Origin of the sequence: Microbispora sp. NBC_01389, assembly GCF_045040095.1 — a bacterium.
In the GTDB taxonomy this organism is placed as follows: domain Bacteria; phylum Actinomycetota; class Actinomycetes; order Streptosporangiales; family Streptosporangiaceae; genus Microbispora.
In genome coordinates this window covers 4,202,481-4,220,330 of sequence record NZ_CP109552.1, presented here as the reverse complement: position 1 = coordinate 4,220,330, position 17,850 = coordinate 4,202,481, and the positions used below count along the sequence as shown (strand labels likewise).

Below are 17,850 nucleotides of genomic sequence, written 5' to 3'. Positions count from 1 at the left end.
ATGTTCGCTGGGGACGTAACGCGGTAATCACCCGAGATGTTCCCCCGAATTTGCCTGGAGCACACCTTCCAACAGGTCCAAAGCCTCGCGGCAGGTCGCCTTTCTGATCTCGTCTCTGGTCCCGGTCAAGAGCAGGTCACGGTGCCAGAGCCGCTCCCCCGGCCCCGCCAGGGCGATGTGGACCGTGCCGACGGGTCTGCCGTCCTGCGGCTCGGGACCGGCGACCCCCGTCACGGCCAGACCGTAGTCCGAATCTGTCAGCTTACGCACCCCGGTCGCCATGGCCGCCGCCACGTCCGGGTGCACCGCCCCCTCACGCTGCAGCAGGCCTGGCGGAACGCCGAGGAGGCTCGCCTTGAGGTCGGTGGCGTAGGCGACCACCCCGCCGCGGAAGGCCGCGGAGGCTCCCATGGGCTCGGTCATCGCGGCCCCGATCAGGCCGCCCGTCAGCGACTCGGCCACGGCGGCCGTCGCTCCCCGGCGGACCAGCAGGGACAGCACCTGCGTCGCCACACTCGTCATACGGTCCGCGCCCTGTTCGCCACCTGCCGCAGCCGCACCGCGCGCACCACGTAGTCGGCGCCGGTCCCCACCGTGACCACCAGGGCGAGGCCCATCGCCGCCCACCTGGCCAGGTCGGGCACGGCGGGCACGATGTAGAGCGCGACGGCCACGATCTGCAGCACGGTCTTCACCTTGCCCCCGTAACTGGCCGGGATAACCCCGTGCCTGATCACGAGGAAGCGCAGCAGCGTCACTCCCGCCTCACGAGCGATGATCAACGAAGTGACCCACCAGGCGATGTCGCCGAGGTACGACAGGCACAGCAGCGCCGCGCCGATCAGCGCCTTGTCGGCGATCGGGTCGGCGATCTTGCCGAAGTCGGTGATCAGCGCGTACTTCCTGGCCAGCCACCCGTCGAGCTGGTCGGTGACGGAGGCGAGCAGGAACACCCCCAGCGCCGCCAGCCGCCAGGCCTCGCCCTCGGCGAACAGGAAGACGACGAAGACGGGCACGATCGCCAGTCGGGCGATGGTCAGGGCGTTCGCGATGTTCCAGGTGCTGACGCGGCGGGCCGCCCCCTCCTCGCCGTCGGCGGACGGCGGCGGCACGGGCGCGGTGGATGTCCCGGGCGCGGGCGGCACGGGCGCGGGTGTCACCAGCGCAGGAGGCGCGACGGGGACGGCGGCGGCCGGCGCCGGCCCGATCTCCGCGGTCGCCTCCACTGTGGCCTCCACTGTGGCCTCTACCGCGCCCGCCACCTCCACCGGCCGCTCGCCGCGCTCCGTCATGTGCCTGCCTTGATCCGGGCGATCAGGTCGACCCCCTCGGAGTCGACCGCGACCGCCTGCACGATCTGCCCGGGGACCAGACCGATGCCCTGAACCGTGACCGCCCCGTCGACCTCGGGGCCCTGGTGCGCCGCGCGGCCCTCGTAGCCGCCGTCGCCGAGGTCCTCCTCGATGAGCACCTCCAGTTCGGTGCCGATGCGCTCCTCGGCCCGCTGGGCGGTCAGCTCCTCGGCGAGCTCGGTGAGCGTCGCCACGCGTTCGTCGATCACGTCCTGGTCGAGCTTGTCCTCGAAGCCGTACGCTTCGGTGCCCTCTTCGTCGGAGTAGCCGAAGACGCCGATGACGTCGAGCCTGGCCTCTTCCAGGAAGCCCACCAGCTCCTCGAACTGCTCCTGGGTCTCCCCCGGGAAGCCCACGATGAAGTTCGATCTGACGCCCGCCTCCGGCGCCCGCTCGCGGATCTGGTCGAGGAGGTCGAGAAAGCGCCGGGGGTCGCCGAAGCGCCGCATCCGCCGCAGCACCGGCCCGCTGGCGTGCTGGAAGGACAGGTCGAAGTAGGGCGCGATCCCCTCGGACGAGGCGATCACGTCGAGCAGCCCCGGCCGCAGCTCGGCGGGCTGCAGGTAGCTGACCCGCACCCGCTCGACGCCGTCGGTCCCGGCCAGCCGAGGCAGCAGCTTCTCCAGCGCCCGCAGGTCGCCGAGGTCCTTGCCGTACGACGTGGAGTTCTCGCTGACCAGCACCAGCTCCCTGACGCCCTGGCCGGCCAGCCAGGCGGCCTCGGCGAGCAGGTCCTCCGGCGCGCGCGAGACGTACGAGCCGCGGAAGGCCGGGATGGCGCAGAAGGTGCAGCGCCGGTCGCAGCCCGAGGCGAGCTTGAGCGAGGCGACCGGCCCGGAGCCGAGCCGCTTGCGCAGCGTGCGCGGGCCGCTCGCGGGGGCGACGCCCCGCGGCAGCGGGTCCTCCTGGGCGTGGCCCGGGATGTGCGCCTGGGCCGCCGAGCGCTCCACCGGGCTGATCGGCAGCAGCGTGCGGCGGTCCCGCGGGGTGTGCGGGACCAGCGGCCTGCCCGCGATGACGTCGTCGAGCCGCTCCCCGATCTCCGCGTAGTCGTCGAAGGAGATGACGGACGCCTCGGGCAGGGCGTCGGCGAGCTGCGCGCCGTACCGTTCGGCCATGCAGCCCGCCGCGACCACCTTCGCGCCCGAGTCGGCCGCGGCGAGCAGGGTGTCGATGGAGTCCTTCTTCGCCGAGTCGATGAAGCCGCACGTGTTGACGACGACGACGTCCGGGTCGTCGTCACCGGTCTGCCACCCGGCGGCTTCGAGCCGCGCGGCGAGCTCCTCTGAGTCGACCTCGTTGCGGGCGCAGCCCAGCGTGATCAGCGATACGGTTCGGCGAGAAGACATGATGCGAACTACGGTATCGGCAGTCGGCGATTAACGGGGACTCGGGCCGCCCGCGGCGAAGGTCCGCCGCACCATCTGGCCGTCCCTGCCGGGCGCGCCGAGGTCTTTCCCGTTGACCACGAGCCGCACCGCCCCGGCGTCGCCGATGACCATCTTCACCCGGTCCTTCGCCGAGTACGTCTCGGTCTTCCCCTCCGGCAGCGTACCCTCGAAGATCGCCTTGCCCTTGGCGTCCTTCACGGCGATCCAGGACGGCTTGCGCGTGGTGACCTTGACCACCACGAGGCCGGGCGCGAAGGCCTCCTCCAGGCTCCGGCCCTCCCGGGCCCCGTCGTGCCGCTCCTGCCCGTGCTGCCCGTGCTGCCCGTTGGCCGGGAGCCGTACGGCAGTCGGGCCCGTCCTGTCTCCCGAGCCGCCGAGCATCCGCGCGATGACGACGATCACGACGATGGCCAGGGCGACCGCGACGGCCATCGTCCAGCCGGAGCCCCGGTGACCCCGCTCGCGCAGCACGGCGGCCCCTCCGAACAGCGACGACGTCCTGATCGGGGAGTCGCCGCCCGGGTGCTCCTGCGCGTACTGCCGCACGAGCTCGTCCGGGTCCAGGCCGAGGTCGGACGCGATGGTACGGAGGTGGCCGCGCGTGTAGAAGTCGCCCACCGAGAAGTCGTCCCCCTCGAAGCGCTGAATGACGGTCTCACGGATCCGCGTGCGCTCGCTGAGCTGACGCACCGACAGCCCGGCGCGCTCACGGGCCTCGGCCAAAGCGGCACCTACGCTCATCGTTAAGCCCCCTGTCTTCCAGACCGCCCCACAATGCGTAGTTAGCTCCATTCAATCAGCTACCGACTACTAAGGGTAGTCATTGTGGGGCATAGAGTACGCGACGGGCTCCGGGCGGCCCCGCCGCACGGGGTGATGACGGCCCTAGGACTCGCCGCGCAGGTCCGCGAGGAGGCCGGGCAGGTCGTCGGGCTGGACCAGCACCTCGCGGGCCTTCGATCCCTCGCTCGGGCCGACCACGTTGCGGCTCTCCAGCAGGTCCATCAGCCGTCCGGCCTTGGCGAAGCCGACCCGCAGCTTGCGCTGGAGCATCGACGTGGAGCCGAACTGGGTCGACACGATCAGCTCGGCGGCCTGGACCAGCAGGTCGAGGTCGTCGCCGATCTCCTCGTCGATCTCCCGCTTGGCGGCGGCCGGCGCGGCCACGTCCTCCCGGTACTCGGCCTGCATCTGGACCTTGCAGTGGCCGACGACCTCCGCGATCTCCTTCTCGGAGATGAACGCGTTCTGGAGCCGTATCGGCTTGCTCGCGCCCATCGGCAGGAACAGCGCGTCGCCCTGCCCGACGAGCTTCTCGGCGCCCGGCTGGTCGAGGATGACCCGGGAGTCGGCGAGCGAGGAGGTCGCGAACGCGAGCCGGGACGGCACGTTCGCCTTGATCAGGCCGGTGACCACGTCGACGGACGGCCGCTGGGTGGCGATGACCAGGTGGATGCCCGCGGCCCGGGCGAGCTGGGTGATGCGGACGATCGAGTCCTCCACGTCGCGCGGCGCGACCATCATCAGGTCGGCCAGCTCGTCCACGATCACCAGCAGGTACGGGTATGGCTGGTAGACCCGCTCGCTGCCCGGCGGAGGCACCAGCTTGCCCGCCCGGACGGCCTTGTTGAAGTCGTCGACGTGCCGGAAGCCGCTGGCGGCCAGGTCGTCGTACCGCCGGTCCATCTCGCCGACCACCCATTCGAGGGCCTCGGCGGCCTTCTTCGGGTTGGTGATGATCGGCGTGATGAGGTGGGGAATGCCCTCGTACGAGCTGAGCTCGACCCGCTTGGGGTCGACCAGCACCATGCGGATCTCGTCGGGGGTGGCCCGCATCAGGATCGAGGAGATCAGCCCGTTGATGCAGGTCGACTTGCCCGCGCCGGTGGCGCCGGCGATGAGGATGTGCGGCATCTTGGCCAGGTTGGCCACGATCGTGCGTCCCTCGACATCCTTGCCGAGGCCGACGATCATCGGGTGGTGGTCGGCCTGGGCCACCTGCGAGCGCAGCACGTCGCCGAGCGACACGAGGTCCTTGTCGACGTTGGGGATCTCCACACCGATCGCCGACTTGCCCGGGATCGGGGACAGGATCCGCACGTCGGCCGACTTCACCGCGTACGCGATGTTCTTGGTGAGCGCGGTGACCTTCTCGACCTTGACCGCCGGGCCCAGCTCGATCTCGTACCGCGTGACCGTCGGGCCGCGAGTGAACCCGATGACCTGCGCGTCGATGGAGAACTGCTCCATTACGCTGGTCAGCGCGTTCACGACCGTCCGGTTGGCCTTGGTCTCCTGCTTGGGCGCGCTGCCCGGCCGCAGCAGCGCGAGGTCGGGCACCGTGTAGGGCCCCTCCTGGCTGGACAGGACGAGCTGCTCGACCTTCCGCGGCGCCGGGGTCGGCAGCGGCGGCTGCGACACGGGCGCGGGGAGCTGTATCTCCGGCTCGGTGGGCTCGCTCGGCGCGGCCGCGTCGGCGGCTGTGTCGGCGGTCTCGTCCACCAGGCCGGGGACGATCTCCGGCGAGTGTTCCTTGTCCGACAGCACGGGCGTGTCGTACGGCTTGACCCTGTCGCCGCCCTCACCGGCGTCGCCCTGCGACCTGCGGGTGCGCCTCTTCTGCCCGGCCGGGGACCTGCGCGGCTCCCCGGCTCCCTCCGGCCGCTCGAAGAGCATGTGCCGGATCTCGGCGAGGCGCTCGGGGACGCGGTGCACCGGGGTCGCGGTGATCACCAGCAGGCCGAAGCCCGACAGCATCACCAGCAGCGGGATCGTGATGAACGCAGGCAGGATGCTCGACGGCGGCGCCGAGACGATGAAGCCGACCATGCCGCCCGCCGCCGACACGTTGTCCATGCCGTCGGTCGGCCCGCCCGAGGGGTACGGCGTGCCGTGAGCGACGTGCACGATCCCGAGGATCCCGGCCAGCAATGCGGTCCAGCCGATGCCCATCCTGCCGGTCTCGGAGTTCTGGTCGGGGTGGCGCAGCAGCCGCCAGGCGAGCAGCGCGAGGAGCACGGGGACGGCCCAGGTGAGCGAGCCGACCGTGCCGCGCACCACGGCGTCGACGAACGCGGCGAAGCCCGTCGTGGTGTCGCGGCGCCAGGTCAGGGCGGCGAGCACGATGGCGCCGGCCAGCACCGACAGGCCCTGCCCGTCACGCCGGTGCACGGGGTCAAGCTCGCGGGCGTTCTGCCCGAGCGCCCGGGCGGCCATGCCCAGGCTGTTCGCCACCACCATCCACAGGCCGATGACGACCTTGCCGATCACCAGGAAGACCCAGCTGATCGGGTCGTGCCCGGTGGCGGGCGGGCGTTTCCTGGGCGCGGGCCGGGGCGCCGCCCTGCCTCGGGAGCCCGCCGGGGACCGTTTCGGTGCTGCCGTACGGGACCCTGCTGCCGTACGGGACCCTGAGCGCGGCCCGGAGCGGGGCGTGGAGCGCTTGCCGGACCCCTGTCCGGACGTACGGGTGGCCATGATGCCGAAGTTACTCGTAAGGCGCGCAGATGTCCGGAAGGCTCGCCGGAACGGACCGGCCGCGCCCCCGCCTGTCAGTAGGCGCGGCGCTGACGCAGGGCGGAGCGCTCGATGCGCTCGCGCGCCTCCAGGAGGCAGGAGGCGATCTCCTTCTCCCGCTCCGGGGTGAGGCGCGGGATCGGCACCGAGCAGCTGATGGCGTCTCTCGGCGGGTCGCTGATCCGCAGCGCCACGCCGAAGCACCGCAGCCCCTCGGTGTTCTCCTCCCGGTCGACGGAGTATCCCTGCTTGCGCACCCGGCGCAGGTCGACCAGCAGCTCCTCGGCGTCCACGATGGTGTGCGCCGTCAGCGAGGGCAGCTCGGCGGGCAGCAGCGCCCGCACCTCCTCGTCGTCCCGGCTCGCCAGGATCGCCTTGCCGAGGGAGGTGGTGCTCGCGGGCAGTCGGCGCCCGACCCGGGAGAACGGCCGCAGGTAGTGGCGTGAGGCGCGGGTGGCGAGGTAGACGACGTCGAAGTGGTCGAGCCGGGCGAGGTGCACGGTCTCCCCCGTGACCTCCGCCAGCCAGTCCAGTGCGTCGTGCGCGAGCTGGACCACCGGGTCCCCGTCGATGTACGTCGCCCCGACCAGCAGCGCCCGCATGCCGATCCGGTACAGCGTGCCGGTGACGTCGGTCTCGATCCAGCCGAGGTCGGCCAGGGTGCGCAGCAGAGCGTGCAGGCTGCTCTTGGGATAGCCCAGCTTGCCCTGCAGGTCGGTGAGGCTGTGCAGCCCGGGATACCGCGCGAAGAAGTCGAGCAGCTCGACCGTCCGGAGCGCCGATTTCACGTGCGGCACGGGTTCCGCCATTTGGTACCTCCCTGACCCACCTGTCCGCCTCCTATTGTGAGCCGGTTCCCCGGGAGGCGACCGTACGGGAGGCGATGTCATCCACATCCAGATCATCCTCCGGCCGCACGTCTCAGGCGGGCAGGCGGAGCCCGAGCTGGACGCACAGCTCGAGCTGGTCGTAGAAGACCTCACTGCGGTCGATCAGGCCGCCCACGACGTCGAGCACGGCGAAACCCCCGTTTCCCGCACATCCGGGAGTCCAGATTACGTGGGCGTACGGCCGTCAGGAGAGGCGCGGGCGGCCGTCCACCCGCTGGGGCACGCCGAGGGGGTTGCCGTCGCGCAGCTCCGGCGGGAGCAGGTCCTCCGGCCAGTCCTGGTACGCCACGGGGGTCGTCCAGCGTCTGATGGCGGCCGCGCCGACGGAGGTGTGCGCCGGGGTGGTGGAGGCGGGCCAGGGGCCGCCGTGGTGCATCGCCCAGCAGACGGCGACCCCGGTGGGCCAGCCGTTCCAGATGAGCCGCCCGGCCAGCCGGCGCAGCGCCGGCAGCAGGTCGCGGGCCTCCTCGGGCCCGGCGGCGTGCACGGTCGCGGTCAGCGACCCGGGCAGCCGCCGCAGCACGGCGGGCAGATCGGCGGGGTCGCGGTAGCGGATCACGATCGCCGAGGGGCCGAAGCACTCCTCCCCCAGCTCGGGCAGCCCGTCCGCGAACGCCTCCAAGTCCGCGGCGAACACCCGCGGGGTGATGCCGTCCACCTCGCCTCCACCGGCCAGCACGGCGAGCCGCTCGGCGAGCCTGCCGGACACCCGCAGGTAGCCCTCGCGGATCTTGGCGGTCAGCATGGGCCCGCCGCTGGTCCCGGCCACGGCCTCGGCGATCGCCTGCTCGAACCCGCCCTTCGCCGGGACGAACACCAGGCCGGGGTTGGTGCAGAACTGTCCCACCCCGAGGGTCAGCGAGGCCGCGAATCCGGAGGCCACGGCGGCGGGGTCGGCCGAGGGCAGCACGACGACGGGGTTGACGCTGCCCAGCTCGCCGTAGAACGGGATGGGGTCGGGCCGCTCGTCGATGAGCTTCCGGATCGCCTTCCCGCCCGCGAGCGAGCCGGTGAAGCCGGCCGCCGTGACCAGCGGGTGCCGCACCAGCGGCGCGCCGGCCTCGAACCCGTGCACGAGCCCGAGCAGGTCAGGGTCGGGCAGTGCCCGCCGTACGACGGAGGCGGTGAGGTCGGAGGTGCGCGGATGGCCCTCGTGCGCCTTGACCACGACCGGGCAGCCGGCCGCGAGGGCCGACACCGTGTCGCCGCCCGCCACGGAGAACGCGAAGGGGAAGTTGCCGGCCGCGAAGACCGCGACGACGCCGAGCGGATGGTTCATCCGGCGCACGTCGGGACGCGGCGGCGTGGCCCCGGGGTCGGGATGGTCGATGACCGCCTCGACCCACCCGCCGTCGCGCAGGACCTCCGCGAACAGCCGGAACTGCGCGGCCGTACGGGTGACCTCCCCGCGCAGCCGCGTCTCGGGCAGGCGGGTCTCCTCCGCGGCGACCGGCCACAGCTCCTCGGCGTGCTTGAGCAGGGCGTCGGCGACGGCTTCGAGCACGGCGGCGCGCTCGGCCGCGGGCGTCGCGCGCCACGCCTCGCCCGCCGCCGCGGCCCGCCGGACCGCCTCGTCCACCGCCTCGTTCATCGAGCTGGTCATCTCATCCCTCCGCCGTGAGATTGTCGACGTCGTAGTGGGGGCCGCAGAACGCCCCGCCCACCACGGAGTGCGGCAGGTCGCCGAGGTCCGGCTCGCCGTGCTCGGCGACGAGCGTATCGGCGAAGACCTCGGCGTCGTCCTTCGGCTCGTAGCCGATGGCCCTGCCCTCCTCCAGGGACCACCAGCGGCGGGTGTTGGCCGACACGCCCCAGACCACGTGGAAGCCGTCGGCCGCCAGCGCCGCCTCGGCCAGCCGCGCGCAGTCGTCGGGTGACAGCCACGTCGACAGCATGCGCACGTCCCTCGGCCGCTCGAAGCAGGAGCCGATGCGCAGGCACGTCACCGCGAGGCCGTAACGGTCGTGGTAGAGCGAGCCGAGCGCCTCCTTGGCGACCTTGCTGACACCGTAGAAGGTGTCCGGGCGCGGGAACAGGTAGTCGGGGGCCTCACCCTCGCCGCGCGGGACGAACCCGACGGCGTGGTTGCTGCTGGCCAGCACGACGTGGCGGACTCCGGCCCGCCGCGCGGCCTCCAGCACCACGTAGGTGCCGTTGACGTTGACGTCCAGGATCTGCGCCCAGGGGCGTTCGACGCTGTGCGCGCCCAGGTGCAGCACGGCGTCCACGCCGTCCATCGCGGCGGCCATGGCCTCCTCGTCGGTGATGCTCGCGGTCACCGCCTCCTCGCCGGGCCCCGCCTCCAGGGGCGCGACGTCGAGCAGCCGCAACACGCGCCCCTCCTTGGCCAGCCGGGGTCGCAGCATGGTGCCGACGCCGCCCGCCGCGCCGGTGATGAGAATACGCATGTGCCTCCTGCCGCGATCTTCCCTGACTTATGCGCTGATACCGCTTTGCAGTGTCACAGTAATACCCATGCGTTCACAGCAGCGGTCGCTGTTCGCCCATGTGAACGCACGGCACCTTCGCGGACCGGCTCCGCTCCTCGTTGACTTCACATTCAGGGCCCGACTAGCGTCAAGAACAGGATCAAGAACAGTGTCCACATATGTGGACGGGAGGGCTGGCGGATGCGTCTCGAGGGCGTTCTCTTCTTTCCCGTGACACCTTTCGACCCCGGCGGCGAGCTGGCCGGGGACGTACTGGCCCGGCATGTGACGCGCGGAGTCGCGGACGGCGCGGGCGGGGTGTTCGCGGCCTGCGGCACCGGCGAGTTCACCGCGCTGGGCATCGACGAGTACGAGCGGGTGGTGCGGATCTCCGTCGAGTCGACCGGCGGGCGGGTCCCCGTCCTGTCCGGAGCGGGCGGGCCGCTCCCGTACGCCCGCGAGTGCGCGCGCAGGGCCGCGGCGGCGGGCGCGGACGGCCTGCTGCTGCTGCCGCCCTACCTGGTGAGCGCCCCCGCCGAGGGCCTGGTGCGCTACGTCCGCGAGGTCGCGACGGCCACCGACCTGCCGATCATCGTCTACCAGCGGGCCAACGCCCGCTTCACCCCCGCCGCCGCGGCGGCGCTGACCGGGATCGCCAACGTCACCGGGTTCAAGGACGGCCTCGGCGACGTCGACCTCATGCAGCGGATCGTGCTCGCCGTACGGGAGACCGCCGGGCGGGAGTTCACGTTCTTCAACGGACTGCCGACGGCGGAGCTGACCGTGCCCGCCTATCGGGGGATCGGCGTCAGTCTGTACTCCTCCGCCGTGTTCTGCTTCCTCCCCGAGGTCGCCCTGGCCTTTTACCAGGCCGTGAACGCCGGAGACGACGACCTGGTGCGCCGCCTGCTGAGCGGCTTCTACCGGCCACTCGTCGAGTTGCGCGACCTCGTGCCCGGCTACGCCGTCTCGCTGATCAAGGCGGGCGTCACGCTGCGCGGGCTCGACGCCGGCGGGGTGCGGCCGCCGCTCCTGGACGCGGCCCCCGAGCACGTCGCCCGCCTGGAGAAGCTGATCGCGGCCGGGCTGGACATGGTCTCATGAGGATTCGCGAGATCCACGTCACGCCGGTCGCCTTCCGCGACCCGCCGCTGCTCAACGCCGCGGGCGTCCACGAGCCCTGGGCCCTGCGCACGATCGTCGAGGTCGTCACCGACGAGGGGCTGACCGGCCTCGGGGAGACCTACGGCGACCTCGACCACCTCGTACGGGTGCGGGCCGCGGCCGAGGCGCTGCGCGGTCACGACGTCTACGGCGACAACGCCATGTACGCCACGGTGGCCGCCCTCGTCGGCGCCGACGTGGTCACCGACCTGCACGGCCTGACCGGCACCTCCTCCCGGGCCAAGACCGTCGACCGGATCTTCTCCCCCTTCGAGGTCGCCTGCCTGGACATCCGCGGCAAGGCGGCGGGCCGGCCCGTCGTGGACCTGCTCGGCGGCCGGGTGCGCGACGCCGTGCCCTACAGCGCGTACCTCTTCTACAAGTGGGGCGGCCACCCCGGCGGCCCGGAGGACGGCTTCGGCGCCGCGCTCGACCCCGAGGGGGTGGTCGAGCAGGCCCGCCTCCTGATCGGCCGGTACGGCTTCGGCTCCATCAAGCTCAAGGGCGGGGTGTTCCCGCCCGATCAGGAGATCGAGGCGATCCGCGCGCTGCGGGAGGCCTTCCCGGAGCATCCGCTGCGCCTCGACCCCAACGCCGTGTGGAGCGTGGAGACCTCGATCCGGGTGGGCCGCGAACTCGACGGCCTCCTGGAATACCTGGAGGACCCCACCGAGGGCATCGAGGGCATGGCGCGGGTCGCCGCCGAGGTGCCGATGCCGCTCGCGACCAACATGTGCGTCGTCACCCCCGAGCACCTGCCCCCGGCACTGCGCGCCGGGGCCATCGGGGTGCTGCTGACCGACCACCACTACTGGGGCGGCCTGGTGCGCTCGGCGCACATCGCCACGCTGTGCGCGACCTTCGGCGTCGCGCTGTCCATGCACTCCAACTCGCATCTCGGCATCAGCCTGGCCGCGATGACGCACCTGGCCGCCGCCACCCCGGCGGTGACCCACGCCTGCGACACCCACACCCCCTGGCAGGACGGCCAGGACGTGGTCGCGCCCGGCGCCCTGCGGTTCGCGGACGGCGCGGTCCCGGTGCCGGACGGCCCGGGACTCGGGGTGGAACTCGACCGCGACGCCCTCGCAATCATGAACGAGCAGTATGAGAAGTGCGGGGTCCGCTCCCGCGACGACACGACGTACATGAGGTCCGTCGACCCGTCCTTCTCCGCTCGGAGGCCACGCTGGTGAACGTCATCTACGCCTACCCCTGGGACATCGTCGGCGACCCCGGGGCCGCCGACCGCCTGGCGGCGCTCGGCGTCGACGCCGTCGCGCTCGCCGCGTCGTACCACACCACCCGCGCCGCGACCCCCCACCATCCCGCCCACCGGCTGGTCGACGCCCGGCACTCCGCCTGCTACGTGCCCGTACGGGAGGAGGCGTGGAAGGGAGCCCGCCTGGTGCCGGGCACGCCGTCGTGGATGGACTCGGCCGACCCGTTCGGGGAGGCCGGGGACGCCCTGCGCGCGGCGGGCCTGCCGGTGCGGGCGTGGACCGTGCTGACCCACAACACGCTGCTCGGCTCGGCCAACCCCGACCTGGTCGTCGTCAACGCGTTCGGGGAGAGCTATCCGTACGCGCTGTGCCCGGCGGCGGCCGACGTGCGCGACTACTGCCGCACGCTGGTCCGCGAGATCGTGGAGGCCGGCGACCCGGACGCGCTGATCCTGGAGGCGTGCGGCCCTCTCGGCTTCCGGCACGGCGGCCACCACGAGAAGACCGACGGCGCGGACTGGTCGCCCGCGCAGGTCGCCCTGCTGTCCCTGTGCTTCTGCGCGAACTGCGTCCTGCGGTACGAGACGGCGGGGCTGGACGTGGCCGAGGCGCGGGCGCGGGTGCGCGCGGGCGTGGACGGCCGGCCGGGCTCGGTCGAGGAGGCGCTGGGCGACCTGGCGGACGCCCTGCGCGGCCTGCGCACCGGGCTCGCGGGCGAGCTGCGCGCGCTGCTGCTGGCGGAGGCCAGGGCGGCGCGGCCCGGCCTGGAGGTCGCCCTGCACGCCAGCGCCGACCCGTGGGCGACCGGCCCGTTCGCGACCGTCCCCGAGGGCGTGAACGCCGACCTGCTCGTCGGCGACTGCTGGAACTCCCCGGAGGCGGACGAGGCCGGGCTACGGGCCCTCGGCGAGCTGGGGCCGCGGGTGGGGGCGTACGTGCTGGCCCTGCCGCCGCGCCCGGCCGACGCCGGGGCGCTGACGTTCCTGGCCGAGGCGTACACCGCGGCCGGCGCCGCCGAGATCCACTGGTACCACGGCGGCCTCGCCTCCACGGCCCGCCTCAAGGCGATCGCCGCCGCCGTACGGCGCTGAGGTGAGAGTCAGGTCACGAGGGACAGCCAGCGGTCGTGGGCGCCGTCGAACGGACCGGTCCGGGCGGTCACCGACTCCATCAGCCAGGCGGCCGACCGCTCCGCCTGGCGGATGATCTCCTGCGGGTACGCGTACCGCACCTGGTGCTCGGCGAACTCGTCCTCGTCGTCCAGCAGCACCCGGCCGTCGCGCATCCGCAGGACGTCGAGGTCGAGGTCGGCCATGGTGATCCGGCCGTCACGCCGCACCGGCACCGTGGTGATGTCGCAGTAGATCTCCGCCTTGTGCGGCGGGGCGTTGAACGACGCCGTCCACCACGCGTCGCGCGGGAACAGCATGACGGACGGGATCTCGAAGACCGTCTCCGGCTCGTGCCCCCGCTGGGCGATGGTCCTGGCGGGGTAGCCGGCCCAGACCCCGTGCTCGTCCTCGCCGAGCAGCCGGGCGAAGTGGTGCCAGTGCAGCGCTCCGCCGTACTTGCGGTAGACGATTCTCACCTCGGACCTCACCTCGGACACGGGCGGGACGTTACGCCACGCCCGTCTCCGAGTTCAACGGGATTTGGTCCGAACGGGATTTCGCTACACCTCGACGACCACCGGGATGATCATCGGCCGGCGGCGGTAGGTGTCGCTCACCCAGCGCCCCACCGTACGGCGGATCGTGCGCCGGATCTGCATCTCGTCGGCGACGCCCGCCGCGGCGACCTCCTGCAGCGCGGACTCGATCAGCGGGATGACCGCGTCGAAGGCGTCGGGGTCGATGCCCGAGCCGCGAGCGGTGATCTCCGGCCCGCCGGTGAGCTTGCCGGTGGTGGAGTCCACGACGACGACGACGGAGATGAACCCCTCGTCGCCCAGGATGCGCCGGTCCTTGAGCGCCACGTCGGTGATGTCGCCCACGGAGGTGCCGTCCACGAAGACGTACCCGCAGGGGACCGCGCCGGCGATCGTCGCCCGGCCGTCGACCAGGTCGACGACCACGCCGTCTTCGGCGATCACGATGTTCTCGCGGGGCACGCCGGTCAGCTCGGCCAGCCGGGCGTGGGCCCGCAGGTGCCGCCATTCCCCATGCACCGGCATGAAGTTGGACGGCTTGGTGAGGTTGAGCACGTACAGCAGCTCGCCCGCCGCCGCGTGGCCCGAGACGTGCACCCGCGCGTTGCCCTTGTGGACCACCCGGGCGCCCCAGCGGTTGAGGCCGTTGATGACCTTGCTCACCGCCGTCTCGTTGCCGGGCACCAGCGACGAGGCCAGCAGGACCGTGTCGCCCTCGGCGATCCTGATCGGGTGGTCGCGGTTGGCCATGCGCGACAGCGCCGCCATCGGCTCGCCCTGGGAACCGGTGCAGATCAGCACCACGTCCTCCGGCGGCCACTCCTCGATCTCCCGGGAGTCCACGAGCAGGCCCGCCGGCACCTTGAGGTAGCCGAGCTCGCGCGCCACGCCCATGTTGCGGACCATCGACCTGCCGATGAGCGCGACCTTGCGGCCGTGCTTCTCGGCGGCGTCCATGATCTGCTGCACGCGGTGGATGTGCGAGGCGAAGCTGGCCACGATGATCCGCTTCGCGGCGGTGCGGAAGACGTCGTCGATGACCGGCGCGATGTCCCGCTCGCTGGTGACGAAACCCGGCACCTCCGAGTTGGTGGAGTCGGACATCAGCAGGTCGACGCCCTCCGCCCCGAGCCGCGCGAACGCCCCGAGGTCGGTCAGCCGTCCGTCCAGCGGAAGCTGGTCCATCTTGAAGTCGCCCGTGTGCAGGACGAGACCCGCGGGGGTCCTGACCGCCACGGCGAGGGCGTCGGGGATCGAGTGGTTGACCGCGACGAACTCGCACTCGAACGGCCCGAACGAGCGCCGCTCTCCCTCGATCACCTCGACCTTCACCGGCTGGATGCGGTGCTCGGCCAGCTTGCTCTCGATGAGCCCGAGCGTCAGCCGCGAGCCGACGAGCGGGATGTCGCGCCGCTCCCGCAGCAGGTACGGCACCGCCCCGATGTGGTCCTCGTGGGCGTGCGTGAGCACCAGCGCGTCGATGTCGTCCAGACGCCCCCGGATGTAGTCGAAGTCCGGAAGGATGAGGTCGACGCCCGGCTGGTCCGGCTCGGGGAACAGCACGCCGCAGTCCACCACGAGCAGGCGGCCGTCGTACTCGAACACCGCCATGTTCCGGCCGATCTCGCCGAGGCCGCCCAGCGCGACGATGCGCAGGCCGTGCTCCGGCGGCGGCGGAGGCGACCCGAGTTCGGGATGCGGATGACTCATGCCGCCGCCCCCTCGGCCCGGCGCCGCCCGATCACGCCGCCACCCCCGGATCGTCTGTTCTTCTTCTTGGTCAAGTCGTTCATTCGGCTCCATCTGTTGATCTAATCCACAAGCTTGAGACCCCCTGTGACGAGGTCCTCCCGAAGCGCCGCGATCTGCTCCCGGGTGGCGTCCACCAGCGGAGGCCGGACGTAACCGCCGTCCTGGCCCACCAGCGTCAGCGCCGCCTTGACCATGATCGCGCCCTGGGTGCGCGTCATGATCGCCGACACCACCGGCAGGAGCCGCCGGTGGGTCTCCAGCGCGCCCGCCACGTCGCCGGTGCGGTACATGTCGCACATGGCGGCGAGGTCGGGGCCCACGACGTGGCCCACCACACTGACGTAGCCGACCGCCCCCACCGACAGCCAGGGCAGGTTCAGCAGGTCGTCGCCGGAGTAGAACACCAGGTCGGTGCCCGCCATCACCTGCGAGCCGGCGAACAGGTCGCCCTTGGCGTCCTTGACCGCCGCGATGCGCGGGTGCTCGGCGAGCCGGAACAGGCTCTCCGTCGTGATGGGCGTGGCCGCACGCCCGGGAATGTCATAGAGCATCACCGGAAGGCCGGTCGCGTCGGCGACGGCGGTGAAGTGGCGGACCAGCCCCTCCTGCGGCGGCTTACTGTAGTACGGAGTCACCACCAGCAGTCCGTGCGCCCCCGCGCGCTCGGCGGCCCGGGCCGACTCGACACTGTGCCGCGTGTCGTTGGTGCCCGCGCCCGCGACGACGGTGGCCCGGTCTCCCACAGCCTCGACCACCGCCCGCAGGATGCGGTCTTTCTCCTCGTCGGAGGTGGTGGGGGACTCACCGGTGGTGCCGCTCACGACCAGTCCGTCGTTGCGCTGCTCGTCGACGAGATAGGCGGCGATCCGCTGGACGCCCTCGTAGTCGACGGCGCCGTCAGAGGTGAACGGTGTGACCATCGCGGTCAGCGCGCGACCGAAGGGGGCGTCGGAGGTTCCAGTTGGCGATGCCATAGACCGAACGGTACCCGGATCCGCGCGGGTCATGGACGTCGCCACCCCGATATGTCCCGTCCCGTGACGCCTGCCGGTGGACAGAGCCGAGACAGAGCCGAGGACCTGCCGGAGAACAGAGAAAGAGGCCGCCGATATGTGCTCGGGGGTACACACATCGGCAGCCTCTACCGGAGAATCGGCGTTCCTTACGCGGACGTTACACACCATCGCGCGAATTTTTTCCCGGAGGCCGCGAACGGCGGGTCATACCCCCTACGACCAGGAAAGTCGTGATTGCGGGGGTCCAGACGCGGGCGCGCTCAGCGGGCCTCCCCCGTCAGCAGCTTCGTCCACAGGGGCACGATCCTGACGGTGATGAGGCGCTCGGTCTCGCGGACCTTCACCGCGGGCTCCCGTTCGGTGCGGCGGACGAACAGCAGCCCGCCCGCCTGGCACAGCTCGTAGATCGTGGGCTTGCACTCGCAGGTGTGGCGCCGCACCCGGACACGGTCGCTGCGAGGGGTCGGTTTCAGCCATGTGATGCTCTCGTGGTCCTCCCAGGCGGGACCCACATGGATGCCGTGATAAGGGGGCGGGAGCGGAATGTCGGCACCCGACCCCTTAGCGGCACAATCGCCCATTGGCGGACCTTTCACCAGGCAAAGTTGGGGTCACAGGACACTTCCGTCACTCTGTGTCGCCCGGCGGATACGTCAAGATTTGGAGGACCCGTCACCCCCTCAGGGATGGATTGATGGCTAACTCTGATCCGGTCTACCTGCGCGTAGTCGAAGACATCCGCCGCCAGATCATCGACGGCACGCTCCCACCGGGCGCACCGATCCCGTCGCGGCACCAGATAACCCGGAAGTACAGCGTCGGAGAGACGGCCGCGCGCCACGCGCTGCGGGTGCTCGCCCAGGAGGGCCTCATCATCAGCCGGGTGGGCTCCGGGCACCGGGTGCGGGAGAGACCGATCCTGCTCCCGCTCCACCGCGGCCGCTCCCCCGAACCCCACACCGCCTTCGCGAGCGACATGCACGCGGGCGGCCGGCATCCGAGCTGGAGCTGGCGCAGCGAGCTCGCGGACGCGCCGCCCGACATCGTCCACCGGCTGCGCCTCGGTGAGTCCGGCCCGGTGATGCGGACCCGCCACATCTTCCGCGGCGACGGCAGACCCCTCCAGCTGCTCACCACGTACGAGCCGATCGAGCCGGGGCAGGGCCAGGGGGCGGAGGAGGGCACCTACGAACGCAGGAGCGCGGCCTTCCGCCTCGCGGCGAGCGGCACGCCCATCACCGAGATCAGCGAGGCCGTGCACGTCCGCGTGCCCCAGCCGACCGAGAGCGATCTCCTGGAGCTGCCCGCCGGCGTGCAGGTGCTCCAGATCGAGCGTACGTACTGGTCGGGAGACCGCCCGGTCGAGACCAGCGACGCCGTGGTGCCCGGTGATCGCTTCCGCCTGGTCTACGGCATTCCCAGTCCCCTCTGACTGTCGGTGCCCGCTGGTAGAACCAATCCGGATCCCC

The 17,850-nt window shown here is 71.9% G+C and carries 16 protein-coding genes; 4 read left to right on the top strand and 12 right to left on the bottom strand.

Features of this window, described 5'->3' with window-relative positions:
- Positions 1–27 precede the first annotated feature (27 nt).
- From OG344_RS19040 to OG344_RS19005, 8 genes are all read right to left on the bottom strand, one after another.
- Positions 28–522, bottom strand: a complete 495-nt coding sequence (locus OG344_RS19040) for a nicotinamide-nucleotide amidohydrolase family protein (protein ID WP_327044639.1) — start codon at positions 520–522, stop codon at positions 28–30.
- Positions 519–1,292, bottom strand: a complete 774-nt coding sequence (gene pgsA / locus OG344_RS19035; protein ID WP_405084235.1) for a CDP-diacylglycerol--glycerol-3-phosphate 3-phosphatidyltransferase — start codon at positions 1,290–1,292, stop codon at positions 519–521. Before pgsA ends, OG344_RS19040 begins: the two co-directional genes overlap by 4 nt.
- Entirely contained in the window at positions 1,289–2,701 is a 1,413-nt protein-coding gene (rimO, locus tag OG344_RS19030) for a 30S ribosomal protein S12 methylthiotransferase RimO (protein WP_327044637.1), read from the bottom strand. The genes pgsA and rimO overlap by 4 nt, the downstream gene beginning before the upstream one ends.
- A 30-nt stretch (positions 2,702–2,731) precedes the next feature.
- The gene (locus OG344_RS19025) at positions 2,732–3,484 is read right to left on the bottom strand and encodes a helix-turn-helix domain-containing protein (RefSeq protein WP_327044636.1); all 753 of its coding nucleotides are present in this window, start codon (positions 3,482–3,484) and stop codon (positions 2,732–2,734) included.
- A gap of 144 nt (positions 3,485–3,628) precedes the next feature.
- Complete coding sequence (locus tag OG344_RS19020) at positions 3,629–6,220, bottom strand: DNA translocase FtsK (protein ID WP_405084234.1); 2,592 nt, start codon at positions 6,218–6,220, stop codon at positions 3,629–3,631.
- A gap of 74 nt (positions 6,221–6,294) precedes the next feature.
- A complete protein-coding gene (locus OG344_RS19015; protein ID WP_405084233.1) occupies positions 6,295–7,068 on the bottom strand; it encodes an IclR family transcriptional regulator in 774 nt (257 codons plus the stop codon).
- A 265-nt stretch (positions 7,069–7,333) separates the two neighbouring features.
- The gene (locus tag OG344_RS19010) at positions 7,334–8,752 is read right to left on the bottom strand and encodes an aldehyde dehydrogenase (NADP(+)) (protein WP_405084232.1); all 1,419 of its coding nucleotides are present in this window, start codon (positions 8,750–8,752) and stop codon (positions 7,334–7,336) included.
- 1 nt (position 8,753) lies between these two features.
- A complete protein-coding gene (locus OG344_RS19005) occupies positions 8,754–9,557 on the bottom strand; it encodes an NAD(P)-dependent oxidoreductase (RefSeq protein ID WP_327044630.1) in 804 nt (267 codons plus the stop codon).
- Between the two features lie 222 nt (positions 9,558–9,779).
- On the opposite strand from OG344_RS19005, the gene OG344_RS19000 reads away from it, so the two are divergent.
- The 3 genes from OG344_RS19000 to OG344_RS18990 are packed head-to-tail and all read left to right on the top strand — an operon-like array spanning position 9,780 to position 13,056.
- A complete protein-coding gene (locus OG344_RS19000) occupies positions 9,780–10,682 on the top strand; it encodes a 5-dehydro-4-deoxyglucarate dehydratase (RefSeq protein ID WP_405084231.1) in 903 nt (300 codons plus the stop codon).
- A complete protein-coding gene (locus tag OG344_RS18995; RefSeq protein ID WP_405084230.1) occupies positions 10,679–11,938 on the top strand; it encodes a glucarate dehydratase family protein in 1,260 nt (419 codons plus the stop codon). The genes OG344_RS19000 and OG344_RS18995 overlap by 4 nt, the downstream gene beginning before the upstream one ends.
- Positions 11,935–13,056 (top strand): hypothetical protein, encoded by a 1,122-nt coding sequence (locus OG344_RS18990; protein ID WP_405084229.1) that lies wholly within the window; start codon positions 11,935–11,937, stop codon positions 13,054–13,056. Before OG344_RS18995 ends, OG344_RS18990 begins: the two co-directional genes overlap by 4 nt.
- Before the next feature lie 8 nt (positions 13,057–13,064).
- On the opposite strand, the gene OG344_RS18985 is transcribed toward OG344_RS18990, so the two are convergent.
- From OG344_RS18985 to OG344_RS18970, 4 genes are all read right to left on the bottom strand, one after another.
- Positions 13,065–13,574, bottom strand: coding sequence for a DUF402 domain-containing protein (locus OG344_RS18985; RefSeq protein ID WP_327044626.1), 510 nt, complete (start codon positions 13,572–13,574; stop codon positions 13,065–13,067).
- 63 nt (positions 13,575–13,637) lie between these two features.
- Entirely contained in the window at positions 13,638–15,323 is a 1,686-nt protein-coding gene (locus tag OG344_RS18980; protein ID WP_327044625.1) for a ribonuclease J, read from the bottom strand.
- 101 nt (positions 15,324–15,424) lie between these two features.
- Positions 15,425–16,339: a 4-hydroxy-tetrahydrodipicolinate synthase gene (dapA, locus tag OG344_RS18975; RefSeq protein WP_405084228.1), complete on the bottom strand. Its 915-nt coding sequence runs from the start codon at positions 16,337–16,339 to the stop codon at positions 15,425–15,427.
- Between the two features lie 302 nt (positions 16,340–16,641).
- The gene (locus OG344_RS18970) at positions 16,642–16,821 is read right to left on the bottom strand and encodes a hypothetical protein (RefSeq protein WP_327044623.1); all 180 of its coding nucleotides are present in this window, start codon (positions 16,819–16,821) and stop codon (positions 16,642–16,644) included.
- A 254-nt stretch (positions 16,822–17,075) separates the two neighbouring features.
- On the opposite strand from OG344_RS18970, the gene OG344_RS18965 reads away from it, so the two are divergent.
- Positions 17,076–17,813, top strand: a complete 738-nt coding sequence (locus OG344_RS18965; RefSeq protein WP_327044622.1) for a GntR family transcriptional regulator — start codon at positions 17,076–17,078, stop codon at positions 17,811–17,813.
- Positions 17,814–17,850 lie beyond the last annotated feature (37 nt).

What these genes read in the sequence shown, in the direction of transcription:
- OG344_RS19040 (WP_327044639.1), bottom strand. Translation starts at nt 522, where the DNA reads ATGACGAGTGTGGCGACGCAGGTGCTGTCCCTGCTGGTCCGCCGGGGA.
- pgsA (WP_405084235.1), bottom strand. Translation starts at nt 1,292, where the DNA reads ATGACGGAGCGCGGCGAGCGGCCGGTGGAGGTGGCGGGCGCGGTAGAG.
- rimO (WP_327044637.1), bottom strand. Translation starts at nt 2,701, where the DNA reads ATGTCTTCTCGCCGAACCGTATCGCTGATCACGCTGGGCTGCGCCCGC.
- OG344_RS19025 (WP_327044636.1), bottom strand. Translation starts at nt 3,484, where the DNA reads ATGAGCGTAGGTGCCGCTTTGGCCGAGGCCCGTGAGCGCGCCGGGCTG.
- OG344_RS19020 (WP_405084234.1), bottom strand. Translation starts at nt 6,220, where the DNA reads ATGGCCACCCGTACGTCCGGACAGGGGTCCGGCAAGCGCTCCACGCCC.
- OG344_RS19015 (WP_405084233.1), bottom strand. Translation starts at nt 7,068, where the DNA reads ATGGCGGAACCCGTGCCGCACGTGAAATCGGCGCTCCGGACGGTCGAG.
- OG344_RS19010 (WP_405084232.1), bottom strand. Translation starts at nt 8,752, where the DNA reads ATGACCAGCTCGATGAACGAGGCGGTGGACGAGGCGGTCCGGCGGGCC.
- OG344_RS19005 (WP_327044630.1), bottom strand. Translation starts at nt 9,557, where the DNA reads ATGCGTATTCTCATCACCGGCGCGGCGGGCGGCGTCGGCACCATGCTG.
- OG344_RS19000 (WP_405084231.1), top strand. Translation starts at nt 9,780, where the DNA reads ATGCGTCTCGAGGGCGTTCTCTTCTTTCCCGTGACACCTTTCGACCCC.
- OG344_RS18995 (WP_405084230.1), top strand. Translation starts at nt 10,679, where the DNA reads ATGAGGATTCGCGAGATCCACGTCACGCCGGTCGCCTTCCGCGACCCG.
- OG344_RS18980 (WP_327044625.1), bottom strand. Translation starts at nt 15,323, where the DNA reads ATGAGTCATCCGCATCCCGAACTCGGGTCGCCTCCGCCGCCGCCGGAG.
- dapA (WP_405084228.1), bottom strand. Translation starts at nt 16,339, where the DNA reads ATGGCATCGCCAACTGGAACCTCCGACGCCCCCTTCGGTCGCGCGCTG.
- OG344_RS18965 (WP_327044622.1), top strand. Translation starts at nt 17,076, where the DNA reads ATGGCTAACTCTGATCCGGTCTACCTGCGCGTAGTCGAAGACATCCGC.